The sequence below is a fragment of the Tardiphaga sp. 841_E9_N1_2 genome (assembly GCF_051811065.1).
Classification (GTDB): domain Bacteria; phylum Pseudomonadota; class Alphaproteobacteria; order Rhizobiales; family Xanthobacteraceae; genus Tardiphaga; species Tardiphaga robiniae.
Map to the genome: position 1 here is coordinate 1871532 of NZ_JBPWQC010000001.1, position 18893 is coordinate 1890424.

Sequence of the window (18893 nt, forward strand, 5' to 3'; positions counted from 1 at the left end):
CATGTCGCTCATCCAGATTGTCTGCGCGGTGATGGTGCCCTTGCTTTGGGGTTATCAGTTCGTGGTCATCAAGGTGGGCATTGTGGAATTTCCGCCGCTTTTCTTCCTTGGCCTGCGCTTTCTGGCTATGGCATTGCTGCTCGTTCCGTTCGTCAAGAAGCCTGCACGTCAGGAGCTCAGCCCTGTCGCCGCGATCTCGGTCTTTCTTGGTGGGCTGAACTTCGGCCTCTTCTATGTCGGCCTCGGGCTCGGCTCCGGAAGTATTTCGGCCGTCGCATATCAACTCGCCACGCCCTTCACCATCCTCTTGGCTTGGCCGCTGCTCGCGGAGAGACCGTCTCTCATAACGTCTAGTGGGGTGTTGCTGGCATTTCTCGGCGTGGTCGTGCTTGCAGCGGGGCCTGGTCTGTCTGCAAACGCTATTCCGATTCTGCTGGTGGTTGGGGCAGCACTCGCCTTCGCGGTCGCCAACGTCTTAACGAAGCGGCACGGACCCTTTGACCCCTTGATGTTGACGGGGTGGTCCTCTCTCTTCACGGTGCCACAGGTGATGCTGATGTCGTTTGTCCTTGAAGATGGACAATTGACGTCCCTCGTCGCGGCGGATGAACGTGGTTGGCTCGCGCTCGCCTACACCGTTTTCATCGGAGGAATTGTTGGATTTAGCCTTTGGTTCTGGCTCATCGCTCGCTGCACCATGGGCCGCGTGGCACCATTCGGTTTACTTCTTCCGGTCTTTGCCCTGATTTCAAGCGTGCTGTTCCTTGACGAGCATATCACTCCAACGTTGATTGTCGGGGCGCTGCTCGCCATCTCCGGTGTTGCCATCACACAAGTGAGATCGAGCGCTCTACCAAATCGGACTTAGAGTCGCGTATGCGCTCACGACCTAGTTGTCGTGCTCACCGAGCCGGTGATCACCTGCCACGCCGCGAAACCCCATCGCCAGCACATAGCGCTCCGACGAGTCCTTGCGGCTCGCGGCCGGTTTCACATGTTTCACCGTCGCGAAGTCGCGCTTCAGCTGCGTCATCAGCGTGGCATCCGCGCCGCTTTGGAACACCTTCGCAACGAAAGTCCCGCCGGGCTTGAGCACGTCGGCGGCGAAGGCCGCAGCATCCTCGACGAGGCCAACGATGCGGAGCTGATCGGTCTTGCGATGGCCGGTGGTGTTGGCCGCCATGTCGGACATCACCACGTCGGCGAGACCGCCCATCATCGCCTTCAATCTGTCGGGCGCATCATTGTCGAGAAAGTCCATCTGGGCGAAGGTCACGCCGACGATCTCCGGCATTTCCAGGAGATCGATGGCCACCACTTGCCCCTTGCCCTCGGCCGAGCCGACGCGCCGCGCCGCGATCTGGCTCCAGCCGCCAGGCGCAGCACCGAGATCGACCACCGACAGGCCGGGCTTCAGGAAGCGGTACTTATCGTCGATTTCAATGATCTTGTAGGCCGCGCGTGAGCGCAGGCCGTCCTTCTTGGCCTGCTGCACATAGGGGTCATTGAGCTGGCGGTCGAGCCAGAGCTTCGACGACAGTTTCATTCTGCCGGCGCTCTTGACCTGGATCCGCAGGCGTCCGGTGGTGTCTTTGGCCATGGTCTCGTGCTTGCTTTCAGCTATTCGCGTTTCCCTTAGCACGGCATGGCGGGAAACCCGAATATTCGCTCTGAATCGGGAAAATCAGGCTCAGGACGCGCGGATCGCGCCATCCTCGCGCATCATTTCCACCAGCATGCCCTCGCGCAGCCCCCGATCCGCCACACGCAGCCGCGGCAGCGGGAACGCGTTGCGGATGGCGTCCAGAATGGCACAGCCACACAGCACCAGATCGGCACGGTCGGGGCCGATACACTGGTTGGCGGCGCGTTCCGCGTAGGTCATGTCGAGCAGCCTGGAGATGGTCTCGTCGAGCTCGGCATTGCTGAGCCAGATGCCGTCGATGCGGCGGCGATCGTAGCGCGCCAGCCCCTGATAGACGCCGGCCAGCGTGGTTACTGTGCCCGAGGTGCCCAGCATATGCATGCCGTCGAGATCGCCGGCATGTTCGGCGGCGAACGGCGCCACGTGCCGGGCGACCTCCGCAATCATCTGCGTGTAGCTGTCCCGGGTCACGTGCTTGCCGCCGAATTTCTCGGCCAGCGTCACCACGCCGAGCGGGATCGACATCCACGCCTTGATCAACGGTTTGCCCTTGGGATCCGTGGGATCACGCTCGATGCGCACCAGTTCCGACGAGCCGCCGCCGATATCGAACAGGATGGCACCGCGGCCCTGCGGATCGATCAACGGCGAGCAGCCAATCACAGCCAGCGCCGCTTCGGTCTCGCGATCGATGATCTCCAGCGTGATGCCGGTTTCGCGCGCCACCTGGTCGAGAAACGCGTCCGAATTCGAGGCCGCGCGGCAGGCCTCGGTTGCGATCAGCCGCAGCCGCTGTGCGTCCCGCGCGCGGATCTTGTCGCGGCAGATGCTGAGAGCCGAGATCGCGCGGGCAATCGCGGCGTCGCTGATCACGCCGGATGTCGAGACGCCCTCGCCCAGCCGGATGATCCGTGAAAACGAATCGACCACGCGAAAACTGTCGCCCGTGGGACAGGCGATCAGCAGGCGACAATTATTGGTTCCGAGATCGAGCGCGGCATAGGTGTTGGCGCATGCGGCTTCGCGCCCGCCGTCGGCCAATGCCGCAACCAATCCCTGCACACCCTCGCCCGGCCCATGGCCGCCGCGAAGCCGCGTGTCATCATCCATTCAATCTGTCTTTCCGCGACCGTTCCGGCCGGCGTGGAAACCTTCTTGGAAATATCTTTCACGGAAAGTTTAGCAGGGCACAGGATCAGCGCAACCTTGGCGCACCCCCATGCCCAATCGTCCGTTGTCGTACAGGTCACGCTGCCTTATCTCAGGGACTTACAGGGGCGCGCGCCCGCGCCAAATCCTGGAATCATCCACATTTGATGGATTCATCATGCAAGATTTTACCGGCTCGCCCGTCGATAACGCCATCGCCATGCAGAAATACGGGGTCGGCCAGCCTGTCCGCCGTAAGGAGGACGACACCCTCGTCCGCGGCAAAGGCAAATATACCGACGACATCAACCTGCCTGGCCAGCTCTATGCCTGGATCGTCCGCAGTCCTCATGCCCATGGCGTGATCCGCGGCATCGATTCCGAGGCTGCTAGGGCGATGCCGGGTATCCGCGGCGTCTGGACCGGCCGGGACCTCGAAGCCGCCAATTACGGCCCCTTCACCTGCGGCCTGCCGCTGAAGAGCCAGGACGGCACCCCGCTGTTCCAGACCAACCGCCATGCATTGATGACCGACAAGGTGCGCTATGTCGGCGACCCCGTTGCCTTCGTGGTGGCTGAAACAGTCGCGCAGGCCCGCGATGCCGCCGAAGCCGTCGTCCTCGACATCGACGCCCTGCCCGCCGTCACCGATTGCGAGGCCGCAACGAAGCCCGGCGCGCCTGTTCTCTACGACCACATCCCGAACAATGTCGCGCTCGACTATCATTATGGCGACACCGGCGCCGTCGAGGCCGCCTTTGCTTCCGCCGCGCATGTCACCAAACTCGACATCGAGAACACCCGCGTCGCCGTGGTATCCATGGAGCCGCGCTGCGCGCTCGCGACCTTTGAGAAATCCGGCGGCCGCTACGTGATCCAGGTGCCGACCCAGGGCGTCGCCGGCAACCGCAACACACTCGCCAAGCAGCTCAACGTCGCGCCCGACAAGGTCCGCATCCTCACCGGCAATGTCGGCGGATCGTTCGGCATGAAGAACATCAGCTATCCCGAATATATCTGCCTGCTGCATGCGGCGAAGGAACTGGGCAAGCCGGTGAAGTGGCTCGACGAGCGCTCCTCTAGCTTCCTGTCCGACAGCCAGGGCCGCGCCCAGGATATCCATGCCGAACTCGCCCTCGACAAGGACGGCAAGTTTCTCGCGGTGCGCCTGAAAGGCTACGGCAATCTCGGCGCTTACATCACCGGCGTATCGCCGAGCCCGTTGTCGCTCAATACCGGCAAGAACCTCGCCAGCGTCTACAAGACACCGCTGCTGTCGGTCGACATCAAATGCGTGCTCACCAACACCACGCTGATGGGCGCCTATCGCGGCGCCGGGCGCCCCGAAGCAAACTACTTCATGGAGCGGCTGATCGACCGCGCTGCCGACGAGATGGGCATCGACCGTTTCACCCTGCGTAAGCGCAACTTCATCAAGCCGTCGCAGCTGCCCTTCGCAGCCGCGTCCGGCGTCACCTATGACAGCGGCGATTTCCAGGGCGTATTCGAGAAGGCGCTCGCAATTTCCGATCACGCCGGCTTCGCCAAGCGCAAGAAGGACAGCCGCAAAAACGGCAAGCTGCGCGGCATCGCCGTCGGCTCCTATCTCGAAGTCACCGCTCCCCCCTCAGGCGAACTCGGCAAACTGACCTTCGGCGAAGACGGCACCGTGACGCTAACCACCGGCACGCTGGATTATGGCCAGGGCCATGCCACGCCGTTCGCGCAGGTGCTGTCGGCGCAGCTCGGCGTGCCGTTCGACGCCATTCGCCTAGAGCAGAACGACAGCGATCTCGTCCGCATGGGCAACGGCACCGGCGGCTCGCGTTCGATTACCGCCTCGGGCCAGGCCATTGTCGAGGCCTCGGATCTCGTCATTACCAAGGGCAAAGTCGCCGCCGCGCATCTGATGGAAGCGTCGGAAGCCGACATCGAGTTCAAGGCCGGCCGCTTTACGATTGCCGGCACCGACCGCTCCATTGACATCATGGAACTGTCGCAGCGTGTGCGCGAGGGCAAGATGCCGGACGGCGTGCCCTCCTCGCTCGATGTCGACCACACCTCATCGGATGTACCCTCGACATTCCCGAACGGCTGTCATGTCGCCGAAGTCGAGATCGATCCCGACACCGGCGTGCTGACCATCGTCAATTACGCGGCGGTCAACGACTTCGGCACCATCGTCAATCCGATGATCGTGGCGGGCCAGTTGCATGGCGGCGTCGCGCAAGGCATCGGCCAGGCGCTGATGGAGAAAGTCAGCTATGACGCGTCGGGCCAGCCGATCACCGGCTCGTTCATGGACTATGCGATGCCCCGCGCCGGCGACATTCCGCTGATGCTGGTCGGCGATCATCCCTCGCCGGCGACGACCAACCCGCTGGGCACCAAAGGCTGCGGCGAAGCCGGCTGCGCGGGCTCGCTCTGCACCATCGTCAATGCGGTGGTCGACGCGCTCAGCGACTACGGCGTCACGCATATCGACATGCCGTTGACCTCCGAGCGCATCTGGCGCGCCATCCAGGACGGCAAGCAGAGCAAGGCGGCGTAAGGTCAACTATCTCAACAAAAAGCCCCGCGATCACATCGCGGGGCTTTTTGCTATAGATGAGCAGAAACCCAAAGCCGACAGCGGCCTAGCTCTTCGTCCCGTACTTCCGCGCGAAATCCCGCCCGGAGCGCGCGATGCAGATCGCGGCCTGGCTCTGATACATCGAGCCCTCGTTCTTCTCTGCGATCTTGTCGCATTTCGCACGCGCCTTTTCATAGGCGGCCTTGGTCGCGGGGAGCGCCTTGGGGAGAAAGCGCGGTTCACATTTCGACAGCACGATGCTGGAGAATGCATTATCACCGGACGAACCAAGCTGGCAGAGTTCGAGAATCCGGTATGCGCCTTCGCAGCTGAACTCGGTCTTCATCGCGGCGATGATCGCCTGGTGAAGACCGCCGGCTTTCGAGATCGCAGCCTCGGAGACCGGGCATTGCTCGGCGGCCGAGGCCGGTGCGCTGCAGGCAACAAGCAGTGTGATGGCTGCAAAACAGTGACGAAAACGAACCCGACCATGGGGCAACGGCTGCATGTGGTCCTACCTGATCAAACGAACAACGAAAAATCCCGCGGCTTGCGCCGCGGGATTTTCGCATTCGGCATCGCGGCCGTCTAGTGCGCCAGGATCGCCAGCAGCAACAGCGCCACGATGTTGGTGATCTTGATCATCGGGTTCACCGCGGGGCCTGCCGTGTCCTTATAGGGATCGCCGACGGTGTCGCCGGTCACCGCAGCTTTATGAGCGTCGGAGCCCTTGCCGCCGAAATGACCGTCCTCGATATACTTCTTGGCATTGTCCCAGGCGCCGCCGCCCGAGGTCATCGAGATCGCCACAAAGAGACCCGTGACGATCACGCCGAGCAGCATGGCGCCGACCGCCGAGAATGCCGCCGACTTGCCGACTGCGCCGCCGCCGGCAATGGCGTAGATGATGAAGTACACCACGATGGGCGACAGCACCGGAAGCAGCGACGGGATGATCATTTCCTTGATCGCTGCCTTGGTCAGCAGATCCACCGCGCGGCCGTAATCCGGCTTGTCGGTGCCCTGCATGATGCCCGGCTTCTCGCGGAACTGACGACGCACTTCCTCGACGATGGCGCTGGCCGCGCGGCCCACGGCCGTCATGCCCATCGCACCGAACAGGTATGGCAGCAGACCGCCGAACAGCAGGCCGACCACCACATACGGATTGGTCAGCGAGAAGTCCGGCAGCACGTCCTTGAAGTACGGATACTTCGCGGCATTGGCGATGAAGAATTTGAGGTCTTCATTGTAAGCCGCGAACAGCACCAGTGCGCCGAGACCAGCCGAACCGATGGCATAGCCCTTGGTGACCGCCTTGGTGGTGTTGCCGACCGCGTCAAGCGCGTCGGTCGCCTTGCGGACTTCCTTCGGCAGACCGGCCATTTCGGCAATGCCGCCGGCATTATCGGTAACAGGACCGAAGGCGTCGAGCGCCACGATCATGCCGGCCAGCGCCAGCATCGTCGTGGTGGCAATCGCGATACCGAACAGACCCGCGAGGCTGTAGGTGACGAGAATGCCGGCGATGATGACGATCGCAGGACCCGCTGTCGACTCCATCGAGATCGCCAGACCCTGGATCACATTGGTGCCGTGACCGGTGACCGACGACTGCGCGATGGACTTCACCGGCCGATAGTCGGTGCCGGTGTAGTATTCGGTGATCACGATGATCAGCGCCGTGACGACGAGGCCGGCGACGCCGCATTCGAACAGCGCCAGACCCGTATACTTCACGCCGGCCAGCGGACCGAAACCGATCAGCCAGTAGATCACGGCGGCAACGCCAAACAGTGACAACACGCCGGTGGCGATCAGGCCCTTATACAGCGCGCCCATGATCGACTGGCTGGCACCGAGCTTGACGAAGAACGTGCCGGCAATCGAGGTCAGGATGCAGATGCCGCCAATGGCGAGCGGCAGCGTCATCATGTTGACCAGCAATGGCGAGCTCGCGAAGAAGATCGCCGCCAGAACCATGGTGGCGACCGCGGTCACCGCATAGGTCTCGAACAAGTCGGCGGCCATGCCGGCGCAGTCGCCGACATTGTCGCCCACATTGTCGGCGATCGTTGCAGGATTGCGCGGATCGTCTTCGGGAATCCCGGCTTCGACCTTGCCGACGAGATCGCCGCCGACGTCAGCGCCCTTGGTGAAGATGCCGCCGCCGAGACGCGCGAAGATCGAAATCAGCGACGCGCCGAAGCCGAGCGCCACCAGCGCATCGATGACAGTGCGGCTGTTGGCAGCGAGGCCGAGGGCGTGCGTGAGATAGGCGAAGTAGATGGTGACGCCGAGCAGTGCCAGACCCGCCACCAGCATGCCGGTGATGGCACCGGCCTTGAAGGCGAGTTCGAGGCCGCCGGCCAGCGAGATCGTCGCCGCCTGCGCGGTGCGGACATTGGCACGCACCGACACGTTCATGCCGATGAAGCCGGCTGCGCCCGACAGCACGGCGCCGATCAGGAAGCCGAAGGCAACGAGCATGCCGAGGAAGTAAGCCAGCAGCGCGAAGATCACGACGCCGACGATGCCGATGGTGAGATATTGTCGCTTCAGATAGGCCTGTGCGCCCTCTCGCACGGCCTCTGCAATTTCCTGCATCCGTGCGTTACCCGCATCGGCCTTCAACACAGAACTCGTCGCCCAGATCGCGTAAACGATCGACAGTGCCCCGCAGAGCACGATCACCCACAATGCTGTCATGGAATCTGCCTCAGTCCTTCCTGCCCGGCGCCTTGTTAGTTGGCGCATAAAAAGGAGGCCTGCCCAGCACGTGAGGACGGCCTCTCGTTTGATGAGCATGGCAAAATCGGTATCGCCGTGCAACGCTGCCAATGGGCTAATGCAGGATTTTTGGAGGGGCTCTTAACCTCTCCCCGCATCTTGCGCGGGGAGAGGTCGATCCGGCGTAGCGCAGCGAAGCCGGGTCGGGTGAGGGGCATGGCAATGGGCCCTCCCCTGGTCGGCAGCTTCAGATCGTTCCGAACCAGCAACAGCATTACTTGGTCAAACCGCGTGCCCCGCCCCTCACCCGCCGCGAAGACTCGGCGACCTCTCCCCGCGCAAGATGCGGGGAGAGGTTAGGTCCGCGCTTGCCGGAACAGTGAGGCTAGTCAGAAGTGGCTGTAGGACAGGCGCTTCAACACGATGTCCCTGCCCGCCTGGTCGACGAAGCGGGGCGATGACGCACCTGCAACAATCGTCCCGATGACCGCGACCCGCACGCCCGCCTGATGCGCGGCCTGCACGAAACCGGTCGTGCGATTCTCTGGGATTGTGCAGAGGACTTCGTAATCGTCGCCGCCGGCAACGACCGTTTCGAGACCAATCACACCGCGATCCAGCAGTGCTGCCACCGGATCCGACAGCGGAATAGCCGATGCATCGATGACGGCAGAGACGCCCGACACCGCACAGAGCTTGGCGAGATCGCCGGCCAATCCGTCGGAGACATCCATCGACGCCGTCGCGAAATCGCGCACCGCCAGTGCCAGCGCGTTGCGTGGTTGCGGCACACGATAGCGCGCCACGAGCGCGTCACGCGCGTTACTGTCACCGGCCAGAGCCGTCGCGACCGCGCCGCCTTTCAGCGCCGCAAGGCCAAGCGTGGCATCACCGATTGTGCCACTCACGACCACGCGATCCCCCACCGCCGCGCCGTGGCGGCGGACCATCTTGCCCACCGGAACGCGTCCGAGGGCGGTGACTGAGACCATCAGCGGCCCCGGCGTCGAGACCGTATCGCCGCCGAGCAATGCGCAGCCGAATGTTGCGGTGTCTTCGCCGAGCCCCCGCGCGAATTCCGCCAGCCACGCCTCATCATGTGTCCGCAGCGCCAGCGTCAGCACAAAGCCGGCCGGCACTGCGCCCTTGGCGGCGAGGTCTGACAGGTTCACCCGCAGCGCCTTGCGTGCGATGGTGTCCGGGGGATCGTCGGGGAGAAAGTGCACGCCTTCGACGATGGCGTCGGTGTTGACGACGATGTCCTCGCCGTCGGCCTTGAGCACCGCGGCGTCGTCGGTCAGCCCGAACGCGCCAGGATTAGTCGCAAGCGGCTTGAAGTAGCGCGCGATCAGGGTGTCTTCGCCGGATGCGTTGGACCCGGCTGACATGATCAGTGTCCTGCGCGCGAAAACTCTTCCGCGCGAAACTGCCGGGCGATCTGGTCAAGCACCGCATTGACCATGCCGGTCTCGTCGCCTTCGACGAAGGCATGCGCGACATCGACATATTCCGACACCACGACACGGCCGGGAATGTCCTTGCGATGTTCCAGCTCATAGGCGCCGGCGCGCATCACCGCGCGCAGGATCGCCTCGATCCGCTGCAGCGGCCAGCCCCTGGAGAGCGCGTCGTCGATCAGCGGATCGAGCTTGTTCTGATCGCGCACCACGCCGGACACGATGTCGCGGAAGAACGCCTCCTCGGCGGGGAGATACTGGTCGCCCTCGATCTCGCTGCCGAGCCAGAAGCTCTCGAACTCCGCGAAGACGTCGTTGATGCCCGCCCCGCCGATATCCATCTGATATAGCGCCTGCACCGCGGCGAGACGCGCGGCACCGCGGCGGTTGGCCTTGCGGTCGCCTTTCGGCACGGGCTTCTTGAAGTCGGCTTTCTTGTCAGCCATCACTCAAGCCTTCGCCAGACGGCGCTTGATGCGCAGCACGGACAGCGCGGCGCGGGCTGCGTCCCCACCCTTGTTCAATTCGCCGGCGCGCGCGCGCGCCCAGGCCTGCTCGTCGGTATCCACGGTGATGATCCCGTTGCCGAGAGGCAGGCGCAGAGCGACGGACAGATCCATCAGCCCGCGCGACGACTCCATCGAGACGATCTCGAAATGGAACGTCTCGCCGCGCACCACGCAGCCTAGCGCGATTGCCGCTTCATAAGGCTTGCCGCTTTTCGCGGCAGCATCGACCGCAATCGCGATGGTCGAAGGAATTTCCAGCGCGCCCGGCACCGTCAACACGTCATGGGTGACGCCGGCTGCCTTCAGCTCGACGATCGCGCCTTCCAGCAGTGCATCCTGAATGTCGTCATAGAACCGCGCCTCGACAATCAGGACGCGCGCGCCCGTGATGTCGGTCTGGTCCTGCAAATGAGCGCGTCGCGCGTCTGCCATATCTCAACCTGTTAAAAACGTTGAACATCTCCAAGAATGAAGATTGTCAACAACGCGTGTTTGTAGTCGTCGCGGACAGTGAAGCCAAGGGCAATACTCGGCAATTTAGCGCCGTCATGCCCGGCGCATGCCGGGTATCCACGTCTTGGCCGAGCACGAAGACGTGGATGGCCGGGACAAGCCCGGCCATGACGGCCGAGAGGTCGGAGCCTTAAACCGGCATTTCGTTCAGCCGCGCCGCATAGCGGGCCATCAGGTCGACCTCGATATTGACCTCGGCGCCTGCTTCCCACGCCTTGCCCAGCGTGGTGACGCTCAGCGTGTGCGGAATGATCAACACGGCGAACTGCACGTCATCGACGGTATTCACCGTCAGCGACACGCCATCGAGCGTGATGGAGCCCTTGGTGGCGATGAAACGCGCCAGTTCGCGGGTGGTGCGGAAGGTGATCCGCGCCATGTCCGGCAGGTTCTCGCGCGATACGATGGTGGCGATGCCGTCAGCATGGCCGGCGACGATATGGCCGCCAAGCTCGTCGCCGATCTTCAGCGCGCGTTCGAGATTGAGGCGGGTGCCCAGCTTCCAGTGCTTCGCCGTGGTCATACCCAGCGTCTCGGCGGCAGCGTCAACGTCGAACCAGGTTTTGCCATTGGCCACGCCGGAGCCGACCACTGTGAGGCAGACGCCGTTGCAGGCGATCGAGGCGCCGTCGGCGATGGTGGTCTGGTCGTAGCCGCAGAGAATGCGCAGCCGGTGGAGCTGGCCCTGCGCCACTTGCGTAAGGCTCTCGATCTCGCCGATGTCGGTCACAATGCCGGTGAACATTAGCTTCTTTCGTAGATGGTCAGAGTGTCGTTTTCGATCGTCTCGCTAGCACGCTGCACGAAGCCCGGCGACCCGGTGATCGCCGATAGCGGCAATGCATCCAGCGCGGCGATGCCACCCTCGCCGATCTCCTTCCGCCCGCGAAACAGCCAGACCTCGTCGACCAGTCCCGCCGTCACGAAAGACGCCGCGACTCTCGATCCGCCTTCCACCAGCAGCTTCGTAATGCCCTTCTCCGACAAGCTATGCAGCACGGCGAGCAAATCCAGCCCCGGCGGCGGCGCGGTCGTGGTCGGCACGCGCAGCACCTGCGTGCCGGCCGCGCCCAGCGCCATCGCGGCGGGCGCTTCCGACAGGCTGGAGGTCATCACCCAGAGTGGCGTCGTACGCGCCGAATGCACCAGTCTGCTGTTACCGGAAATGCGCAGCGCACGATCCAGCACCACGCGCACCGGCGAGCGCTTCATCATGCCCGGCAAGCGACAGGTCAGTTCAGGATCGTCAGCGATGACGGTGCCCATGCCGACCAGCACCGCATCGCATTGCGCCCGCAAGAGATGCACGCGCGACCGCACCATCTCGCCGGTGACGGCGACAGGCTTGTGGCCAGCCGCAGCGATCTTGTCGTCCGGCGACACCGCGAGCTTCAGCACGACATGCGGGCGCTTGTCGCGCACGCGGCGGAAATGCCCGGCGTGATCGCGCGCGGCCTGTTCGGCGCAGAGCCCGACATCGACCCTGATGCCCGCCGCACGCAGCCGTGCATGGCCCTGGCCCGCCACGTCCGGATTGGGATCTTCAATTGCCGCAACGACGCGCGCGATGCCCGCAGCGACGATCGCATCCGCGCAAGGCGGCGACTTGCCGAAATGCGAGCATGGCTCCAGCGTCACATAGAGCGTGGCGCCGCGTGCGGCCTCGCCGGCCTGCGCCAACGCGACAGGCTCGGCGTGAGGACGGCCGCCGGGCTGGGTCCAGCCGCGGCCGATGATCACACCATCCTTCACGATGACCGCGCCGACCGCGGGATTGGGCCATGTCCGGCCCTGCCCGCGACGGCCAAGCGTCAGCGCCAGCTGCATGAAGCGCAGGTCGGTTGCTTTCGCCTCTTGGGATTTTTGCGCGTATTGATCTTCCAGGATCCGGAAGATCATTTTCGGACGACCACCGGCCGGCCGTCGTCGTCGGCATGCAATTCGCCGAGCACCGCCTCGAAGTCCTTGGCCTCGCGAAAATTGCGATAGACCGAGGCAAAGCGCACATAGGCGACGTCATCGAGCCCGCGCAGATGCTCCATCACGATCTCGCCGATGGTCTCCGACGAAATCTCCGCCTCGCCGCCGCTTTCCAGCTCGCGCACGATGGCCGACACCATGGTCTCCACCCGCTCCGGATCGACCGGGCGCTTGCGCAGGCTGATCGACAGCGAGCGGACCAGCTTGTCGCGGTCGAACGGCACGCGGCGGCCATTGCGCTTGATCACCGTGAGTTCGCGCAGTTGCACGCGCTCGAAGGTGGTGAAGCGGAAGTTGCAGGTGACGCAGACGCGCCGCCTGCGGATCACGGCGGAATCTTCCGCGGGACGCGAGTCCTTCACCTGCGTATCGAGGCTATTGCAGTTCGGACAGCGCATTCCAAAGAACCTTCCAAAGAGCCATTCCTGCGCAACCTTCTGACCGCGCAGGTCTCCGCCTCGTAGCAGGCCTTACTGATAGATCGGGAAACGATCCGTCAGCGCCTTGACCTTCTCCTTCACGGCCGCTTCGACCAGCGGCGCACTGCCGTCGCCGGACTGCGCCACCGCGCTCAGCACTTCGGCGATCATCTCGCCGGTTGCCTTGAATTCGGCGATGCCGAAACCGCGCGTGGTGGCGGCGGGCGTGCCGAGACGGATGCCCGAGGTGATCCACGGCTTTTCGGGATCGAACGGCACGCCGTTCTTGTTGCAGGTGATGCCGGCGCGGACCAGTGCCTTCTCCGAGACGTTGCCCTTCAGGCCCTTCGGCCTGAGGTCGACGAGCATCAGGTGGTTATCGGTGCCGCCCGAGACAATGTCGTAGCCCTGCGCACGAAGCGTTTCGGCCAGCGCCTTGGCATTCTCGACAACGTTCTTGGCATAGACCTTGAAGTCCGGCTGCAGCGCTTCCTTGAAGGCCACGGCCTTCGCCGCGATGACATGCATCAACGGCCCGCCCTGCAGACCCGGGAAGATCGCCGAGTTCAGCTTCTTGTGCAGCGCCTCGTCATTGGTGAGGATCAGGCCGCCGCGCGGGCCGCGCAGCGACTTGTGCGTGGTCGTCGTGGTGACATGGGCATGCGGCACCGGCGAGGCATGAACGCCACCGGCAACGAGACCAGCAAAGTGGGCCATGTCGACCAGCAGATACGCGCCGACGCTGTCGGCGATCTCGCGGAAGCGCTTGAAGTCCCACGAGCGCGAATAGGCCGAGCCGCCGGCGATGATCAGCTTCGGCTTCACCTCTTCCGCCTGCTTGGCGATCGCATCCATGTCGAGGATCTGGTCGTCCTTGCGCACGGTGTAGTGCACCGGCTTGAACCACTTGCCGGACATGTTGACGGGCGAGCCGTGGGTGAGATGGCCGCCGGCTGCGAGGTCGAGACCCATGAAGGTATCGCCCGGCTGCAGCAGCGCCAGGAACACCGCCTGGTTCATCTGGCTGCCGGAATTCGGCTGCACATTGGCGAACTGGGCGCCAAACAGCTTCTTGGCGCGTTCGATGGCGAGGTTCTCGGCGATATCGACGAATTCGCAGCCGCCATAATAGCGCGCGCCCGGATAGCCCTCGGCATATTTGTTGGTCATCACCGAGCCCTGCGCTTCCATCACCGCCTTGCTGACGATGTTTTCCGACGCGATCAACTCGATCTCGTGACGCTGGCGACCGAGTTCACCCTTGATCGCCTCGGCAATCTCGGGATCGGCCTGAGCAAGCGTGGCGGAGAAGAACGAGTCGGGCGCGGAGCCGGTTTTGGCCGAAGTGGTCATAGGGCAATATCTCCACCGCCGCGGCCTTCTTTCGGCGTGCGGACGGTCACGAGTGGCGATCAGGAAACGGTGCCCCGAATACCATATCTGGCTGGCGGGGCCAAGGTTTTGCGGTTCAGGGCGCGATATTTAGGCAGCGGGGTAAATGCGGCGATTGCACAAGCTGATCGGTACTCTCACTGTCATTCCGGGGCGAGATCTCGGCGAAGCTGAGAGCTCGAGCCCGGAATCCCGACATGTTCAGCGCAAAACAGCTCGGGATTCCGGGCTCGGGTTCGCCGCCGTCGGCGCCGCTCCCGCCCCGGAATGACGAGTGTGGGGCCAGCGTCGTCCAAGACCCCAATCGCCCTATTTCGCCAGCCGGTATACCCCGCCCTTCTCCACGCTGCGCTGGAACGCCGGGCGGGCATGCATCCGGCCGATCCAGGCGGCCAGATCGGGATAGGCCTTGAGCCGGTCGAAGCTGCCGGCGACCTCGGCGACGAAACTCATCTGGATATCCGCGCCGGTCAGGCTGTCGCCAACGAAGAACGCACGGCCCTGCAGCGCCCGGTCGGCATGACCGAGATGCCGGGCCATTTCGCTGTCGATCCGCGGCTGCAGCGGCGCGCCGGCCTCCTTCAGGCGGGACACGTAGAGATTGAGCATCAGCGGCAACATCGCCGAGCCCTCGGCATAATGCAGCCATTCGAGATAGGCCTCATATTCCGGAGTGCCCTCCGCCGGCCGCATCGCGCCCTTGCCGTAGCGGCGGATGACGTAGTCGACGACCGCCGCGGATTCCGCGATGGTCACATCGCCGTCGACGATGACAGGCGACTTGCCGAGCGGATGCACCGCCTCGAGCTCCGGCGGCGCCAGCCGCGTCTGCGCATCGCGCTGATAGGTTGTCAGATCGTAGGGCGCGCCGAGTTCTTCCAGCAGCCAGATGATCCGCTGCGAGCGGGAGTCGTTGAGATGATGAAGCGTGAGCATGGGCGTGTCCTTGTGTTGTCCCCGGCCCGATCTGTAGACCGTCGGCGTGAGAGAAGTCTTCGAGGATTATCGCGCGGAAACAGCGAACAAGAAAATCTTCGCGAGCTTTTCCATGCTAGTTTGCCGGTAAGGCGACTGTCTGTCGTTGTGGAGAGGTTCGGCTCTCCTTCCCCTCCGCACCAAGCCAAGCCGCCAACCTGAGGCTTATCGCAGGAGGTTGAGATGGACGATGTACGGGCCGCCCTGGAGCGTCATTGGACTGCATCGGACGCGAACGATTTCGATATCGAACATGACATCTACCATGAGGATGCGATGCTTTATTATCCTCAATCGGGGGAGTGCATCCGCGGTCGACACAACATTCAGATGAGCCGGCTTGTCCAGCCAAACGAGAAACGTTTTACGGTTCGGCGGATTATCGGCAGCGGCGAATTATGGGTCACCGAATTCATCCTGACCTATGACGGTATACCATCTTACGCGGTGAGCATCATGGAGTTCCGCGACGGACGGGTGGCCAACGAAACGCAGTATTTCGCCGATCGGTTTGAACCTGCAGTCTCGCGCGCGCATCTTGTCGAGCGATAGTTCGAGTAGCAGAACCGCGACGACAGTGCTTCGATGAGCACATATGCGATGAGCGCATCGCGTCCCGCTCGTCATTCCGGCGCGCGACTAGCGCTTGCCGGACGCCACACCCGTCATTCCGGGGCGTGCGTCGCCGGCGAAGCCGGCAGAGCGCGAACCCGGAATCCCGGAATGTTCAGCGCAAAACATGTCGGGATTCCGGGTTCGCCTGCGCGAAGGCGCGCAGCCGCCCCGGAATGACAGTGTGAGGCGGCAAGACAGCGCCCAAACATTTTTTCCTATCCTCCGTTGACAACATCCCCATCAGGTTTATATTCCCCGTTGTCCTGCCCCACCGAGAGGGGCGATCGCGATCGTCACGTTCGCGGGGCGGGATGCGGTGGACGCCGGAGATGCGGCGTCGCGCGGTTCACGGGTGACGTCTGTCTTCGGGCAGGACGGATCTGCGCCAGCACTGCCACTGGCAAGGAGACGTTTGACCTTCGGATGGAAAGATCCCTGGACAGTGTGACGGACGACCAAATCGAAACGCGTTCGGCCAAGTGCTTTGCGGCTACCCTGTCCCTCCGCCCTGGGACATTAATTTTGGTGATGGGACCGTTCGCCATGGCAGATGTGCAAGCAACCGAAAAAACACCGCAGGCGGAACGTCGGGCACTCGCTCGGCGCCTCCGAAAGTCCTGATGCCCTCTCAATTGCGGAAGACCGCATTCGCATCAGGCCCACGGGTGCAACGGGCACCTGGCGTTCCGCACGCCCTCTCACAGGGGGCAGGGAATGCAAGAGACGACGGCGCCCCCGCGCCGCAAACAATGGGGGCGATGACGCATGTCTGAAGAACAGTGGCTGTTTGACAGTTGAATCTGATGAAGCCCTGGAAAGGGCGCCAGCGCTTAAACGCAGCGCTATTGCGCCCTACTCCCTCAAAGGCCGGTAAACCCGGCCTTCACCGGATCGTTGCTGCCATCGAGCTCACGCAAATAGGTCAAGCCGAACACCGTCAGCCGGTGCGGATCCTTCTCGCCGCCGTCGAACAGCGACTGCACATAATCGGTAACCTTGGTGCGGGCTTCGTCCGATGCCGCCTGCGTGCGGCTCATCATCAGGTCATAGGTGTGCATGATGCGGTCGATGGCAATCTGCATGTCGTCATTTTCCCCGTTGGACATCAGAAAACCGGCTACGCGGCTTCAGCCCGTGCAGCCTGGAATTGCGCGATCGCTTTGTTCGCAAGGCGAAGCTTGTTGTCTTCGCCGCGATGAAACATCCGGACGATGATTTCGAGCAGCCGATCGTTGGTGAGATAAGTATCGGGGATCGCGCCGGACTTGCGCAGGTAGTTCGCGGCGATGGCATAGGCGTCGCCCACCGCCTCGACATTCATCACTTTCAGACCGCGTTCGACCAGCATGACTTGATCCCTTCTGACGAAGCGATAAGCCGCGAGAATGGAACTGGTTCCACGAGAGACGAAGGAAATTTCGCGAGCGGCAGAACAGAGCGCTCTCCTCCAAGGAAGCGCAGGACGGCAAGAGCCAAGGCGTCGCGCGAAGCGCGCCCGATGATAAACTCCGCAAAACCCATCAAGGCCTGGCACGAGCGATGCATCGCTCACGCATTTACGATTTCCTCTGGCTTATTTGACAGCCACGAACACACGGCGGCTGGAATTGCGCCGATCAGACCGAGTACCACGAGTTGCTTGCTGGAGCCGAGAAGCAAGGCCATCACCAACACCGATAGGCCGTAGGCAAGAAGTGTCGTCGTCATGACCGCAGGCATGGATGTTCTGGCAATCAGCCAGTCGAGCAAAGCGACCAGGAGCCCCGGCACAATAAAGACGAGATACATGAACACCGGCCCTGTACCGCTATCCACCGCTGCGCCGGTCAGGATGTACGTCACTGCGTAGAACGCGACAGTCGCAACGGCAGGAAAGAGGAGCAGAAAGATCAACGAGCGCTTCATGAAATCATCTCCAATATCTCTGTGTCTGTCTTGGAGCTGTTTTCGTTCAGCAAGCGTGGGATGGGCGTAACGCCAAAGAAAAAGGCGCCCTGCGAGGGCGCCTTGATCAATTTCAGTGTCGCATGCGTCTTGCGCGCATTTCGATGTGCTTTCGGAGGGCAATCCGTCGGCAGTGGTTCGGCAACTTGGAGGTCGAAAGTCTCAGAGGCGATACAGGATCTGGTCGGTCCAGAAGCGCTCGAGGCGGTGCAGCGACTTGTTGAGGGTCGCGAATTCCTCGTTGGAGATGCCGCCGACCTGCTCGACCGTCTTGACGTGCTTCTGATACAGCGCGTCGACGATGTGGCGGATTTCCTGGCCCTGCGCCGTCAGACGAATGCGAACCGAGCGACGATCGACGCGTGAGCGCTGATGATCGAGGAAGCCGAGTTCGACGAGCTTCTTCAGGTTATAGGACACGTTGGAACCGAGATAGTAACCACGGGTGCGCAGCTCGCCGGCGGTCAATTCCTTGTCGCCGATATTGTAGAGCAGCAGTGCCTGAACCGAATTGATATCAGCGCGGCCGCGGCGATCGAATTCATCCTTGATGACATCGAGCAGGCGGCGATGCAGACGCTCCACCAACGTCAAGGCTTCCAGATAAAGCGGCTGAACCGGCGCCTGGCCCGGAACGAGATCGACGCTTTCCACCGTCGCAACGGTCTTCATCATGACACTACCCCTGTTGTCGTTTTTATCGACTTATTCGACGAAACTTGTGTCCCGTCTGATAGGGCCAACTTAAGGGGGAGCGTTTGAAGAACCGCTTAAATAAGACAATAAAGAGATCATGAATTTGAGACAGTGAATCTGAGATTAAGCCGGTGAAACAAGGGGTTTTCGCAAGGTTTGATTCACGCTGCAGAGCCCATGTTCCAGCTTTGTCCGCCCGATCTGTCGCATAGCGGAACAGCTTCCGTAAAATTCGAAACACTCACGTAAGGTTCGTAACCGGGGCGTTAGGGTGACCGAAGTCTTACCGCCAACGCC

19 protein-coding genes are annotated in these 18893 nt (G+C 62.7%); 3 read left to right on the forward strand and 16 right to left on the reverse strand.

Annotated elements, in window-relative coordinates:
• The first annotated feature begins 1 nt into the window (after nucleotide 1).
• A complete protein-coding gene (locus AB8A50_RS08995; RefSeq protein ID WP_439077457.1) occupies nucleotides 2–868 on the forward strand; it encodes a DMT family transporter in 867 nt (288 codons plus the stop codon).
• A gap of 21 nt (nucleotides 869–889) precedes the next feature.
• Here the strand turns inward: AB8A50_RS08995 and AB8A50_RS09000 are convergent, their stop codons facing one another.
• Both AB8A50_RS09000 and AB8A50_RS09005 read right to left on the reverse strand, forming a co-directional pair.
• Nucleotides 890–1600, reverse strand: a complete 711-nt coding sequence (locus AB8A50_RS09000; protein ID WP_068730972.1) for an RlmE family RNA methyltransferase — start codon at nucleotides 1598–1600, stop codon at nucleotides 890–892.
• 90 nt (nucleotides 1601–1690) lie between these two features.
• The gene (locus AB8A50_RS09005) at nucleotides 1691–2755 is read right to left on the reverse strand and encodes a Ppx/GppA phosphatase family protein (protein WP_093761470.1); all 1065 of its coding nucleotides are present in this window, start codon (nucleotides 2753–2755) and stop codon (nucleotides 1691–1693) included.
• Between the two features lie 217 nt (nucleotides 2756–2972).
• Here AB8A50_RS09005 and AB8A50_RS09010 point away from each other — a divergent pair, with 217 nt between their 5' ends.
• On the forward strand, nucleotides 2973–5345 hold the full coding sequence (locus AB8A50_RS09010) for a xanthine dehydrogenase family protein molybdopterin-binding subunit (protein WP_439077458.1): 2373 nt from the start codon (nucleotides 2973–2975) through the stop codon (nucleotides 5343–5345).
• 85 nt (nucleotides 5346–5430) lie between these two features.
• Here AB8A50_RS09010 and AB8A50_RS09015 read toward each other — a convergent pair whose 3' ends face one another.
• The 10 genes from AB8A50_RS09015 to AB8A50_RS09060 all read right to left on the reverse strand — a co-directional run bounded on the left by AB8A50_RS09015 (nucleotide 5431) and on the right by AB8A50_RS09060 (nucleotide 15302).
• Entirely contained in the window at nucleotides 5431–5874 is a 444-nt protein-coding gene (locus AB8A50_RS09015) for a hypothetical protein (protein WP_439077459.1), read from the reverse strand.
• 80 nt (nucleotides 5875–5954) lie between these two features.
• Nucleotides 5955–8075 carry a sodium-translocating pyrophosphatase gene (locus AB8A50_RS09020; protein ID WP_120292179.1) on the reverse strand — a complete coding sequence of 707 codons (2121 nt, stop codon included), beginning with the start codon at nucleotides 8073–8075 and terminating at the stop codon, nucleotides 5955–5957.
• A gap of 410 nt (nucleotides 8076–8485) precedes the next feature.
• A complete protein-coding gene (thiL, locus tag AB8A50_RS09025; protein ID WP_439077460.1) occupies nucleotides 8486–9484 on the reverse strand; it encodes a thiamine-phosphate kinase in 999 nt (332 codons plus the stop codon).
• Between the two features lie 2 nt (nucleotides 9485–9486).
• Nucleotides 9487–9999, reverse strand: coding sequence for a transcription antitermination factor NusB (gene nusB / locus AB8A50_RS09030; RefSeq protein ID WP_089263856.1), 513 nt, complete (start codon nucleotides 9997–9999; stop codon nucleotides 9487–9489).
• Nucleotides 10000–10002: 3 nt separating this feature from the next.
• Complete coding sequence (ribH, locus tag AB8A50_RS09035) at nucleotides 10003–10494, reverse strand: 6,7-dimethyl-8-ribityllumazine synthase (RefSeq protein WP_439077461.1); 492 nt, start codon at nucleotides 10492–10494, stop codon at nucleotides 10003–10005.
• Between the two features lie 211 nt (nucleotides 10495–10705).
• Complete coding sequence (locus AB8A50_RS09040) at nucleotides 10706–11320, reverse strand: riboflavin synthase (RefSeq protein WP_439077462.1); 615 nt, start codon at nucleotides 11318–11320, stop codon at nucleotides 10706–10708.
• Nucleotides 11320–12474, reverse strand: a complete 1155-nt coding sequence (gene ribD / locus AB8A50_RS09045) for a bifunctional diaminohydroxyphosphoribosylaminopyrimidine deaminase/5-amino-6-(5-phosphoribosylamino)uracil reductase RibD (RefSeq protein ID WP_439077463.1) — start codon at nucleotides 12472–12474, stop codon at nucleotides 11320–11322. Before ribD ends, AB8A50_RS09040 begins: the two co-directional genes overlap by 1 nt.
• The gene (gene nrdR / locus AB8A50_RS09050; RefSeq protein WP_068732542.1) at nucleotides 12471–12953 is read right to left on the reverse strand and encodes a transcriptional regulator NrdR; all 483 of its coding nucleotides are present in this window, start codon (nucleotides 12951–12953) and stop codon (nucleotides 12471–12473) included. The genes ribD and nrdR overlap by 4 nt, the downstream gene beginning before the upstream one ends.
• A 72-nt stretch (nucleotides 12954–13025) precedes the next feature.
• A complete protein-coding gene (gene glyA / locus AB8A50_RS09055) occupies nucleotides 13026–14327 on the reverse strand; it encodes a serine hydroxymethyltransferase (RefSeq protein ID WP_175366227.1) in 1302 nt (433 codons plus the stop codon).
• Nucleotides 14328–14675: 348 nt separating this feature from the next.
• Nucleotides 14676–15302 carry a glutathione S-transferase family protein gene (locus AB8A50_RS09060; RefSeq protein WP_093761452.1) on the reverse strand — a complete coding sequence of 209 codons (627 nt, stop codon included), beginning with the start codon at nucleotides 15300–15302 and terminating at the stop codon, nucleotides 14676–14678.
• 222 nt (nucleotides 15303–15524) lie between these two features.
• Between AB8A50_RS09060 and AB8A50_RS09065 the strand changes: the two genes are divergently transcribed.
• The gene (locus AB8A50_RS09065) at nucleotides 15525–15893 is read left to right on the forward strand and encodes a nuclear transport factor 2 family protein (protein ID WP_439077464.1); all 369 of its coding nucleotides are present in this window, start codon (nucleotides 15525–15527) and stop codon (nucleotides 15891–15893) included.
• A gap of 923 nt (nucleotides 15894–16816) precedes the next feature.
• Here AB8A50_RS09065 and AB8A50_RS09070 read toward each other — a convergent pair.
• From AB8A50_RS09070 to ldtR, 4 genes are all read right to left on the reverse strand, one after another.
• Nucleotides 16817–17038 (reverse strand): hypothetical protein, encoded by a 222-nt coding sequence (locus AB8A50_RS09070; RefSeq protein WP_068732570.1) that lies wholly within the window; start codon nucleotides 17036–17038, stop codon nucleotides 16817–16819.
• A 35-nt stretch (nucleotides 17039–17073) separates the two neighbouring features.
• Complete coding sequence (locus tag AB8A50_RS09075; RefSeq protein WP_093761448.1) at nucleotides 17074–17304, reverse strand: hypothetical protein; 231 nt, start codon at nucleotides 17302–17304, stop codon at nucleotides 17074–17076.
• A gap of 200 nt (nucleotides 17305–17504) precedes the next feature.
• Nucleotides 17505–17861: a hypothetical protein gene (locus AB8A50_RS09080; protein WP_093761446.1), complete on the reverse strand. Its 357-nt coding sequence runs from the start codon at nucleotides 17859–17861 to the stop codon at nucleotides 17505–17507.
• 201 nt (nucleotides 17862–18062) lie between these two features.
• A complete protein-coding gene (ldtR, locus tag AB8A50_RS09085; protein ID WP_068732529.1) occupies nucleotides 18063–18575 on the reverse strand; it encodes a transcriptional regulator LdtR in 513 nt (170 codons plus the stop codon).
• Between the last annotated feature and the right edge of the window lie 318 nt (nucleotides 18576–18893).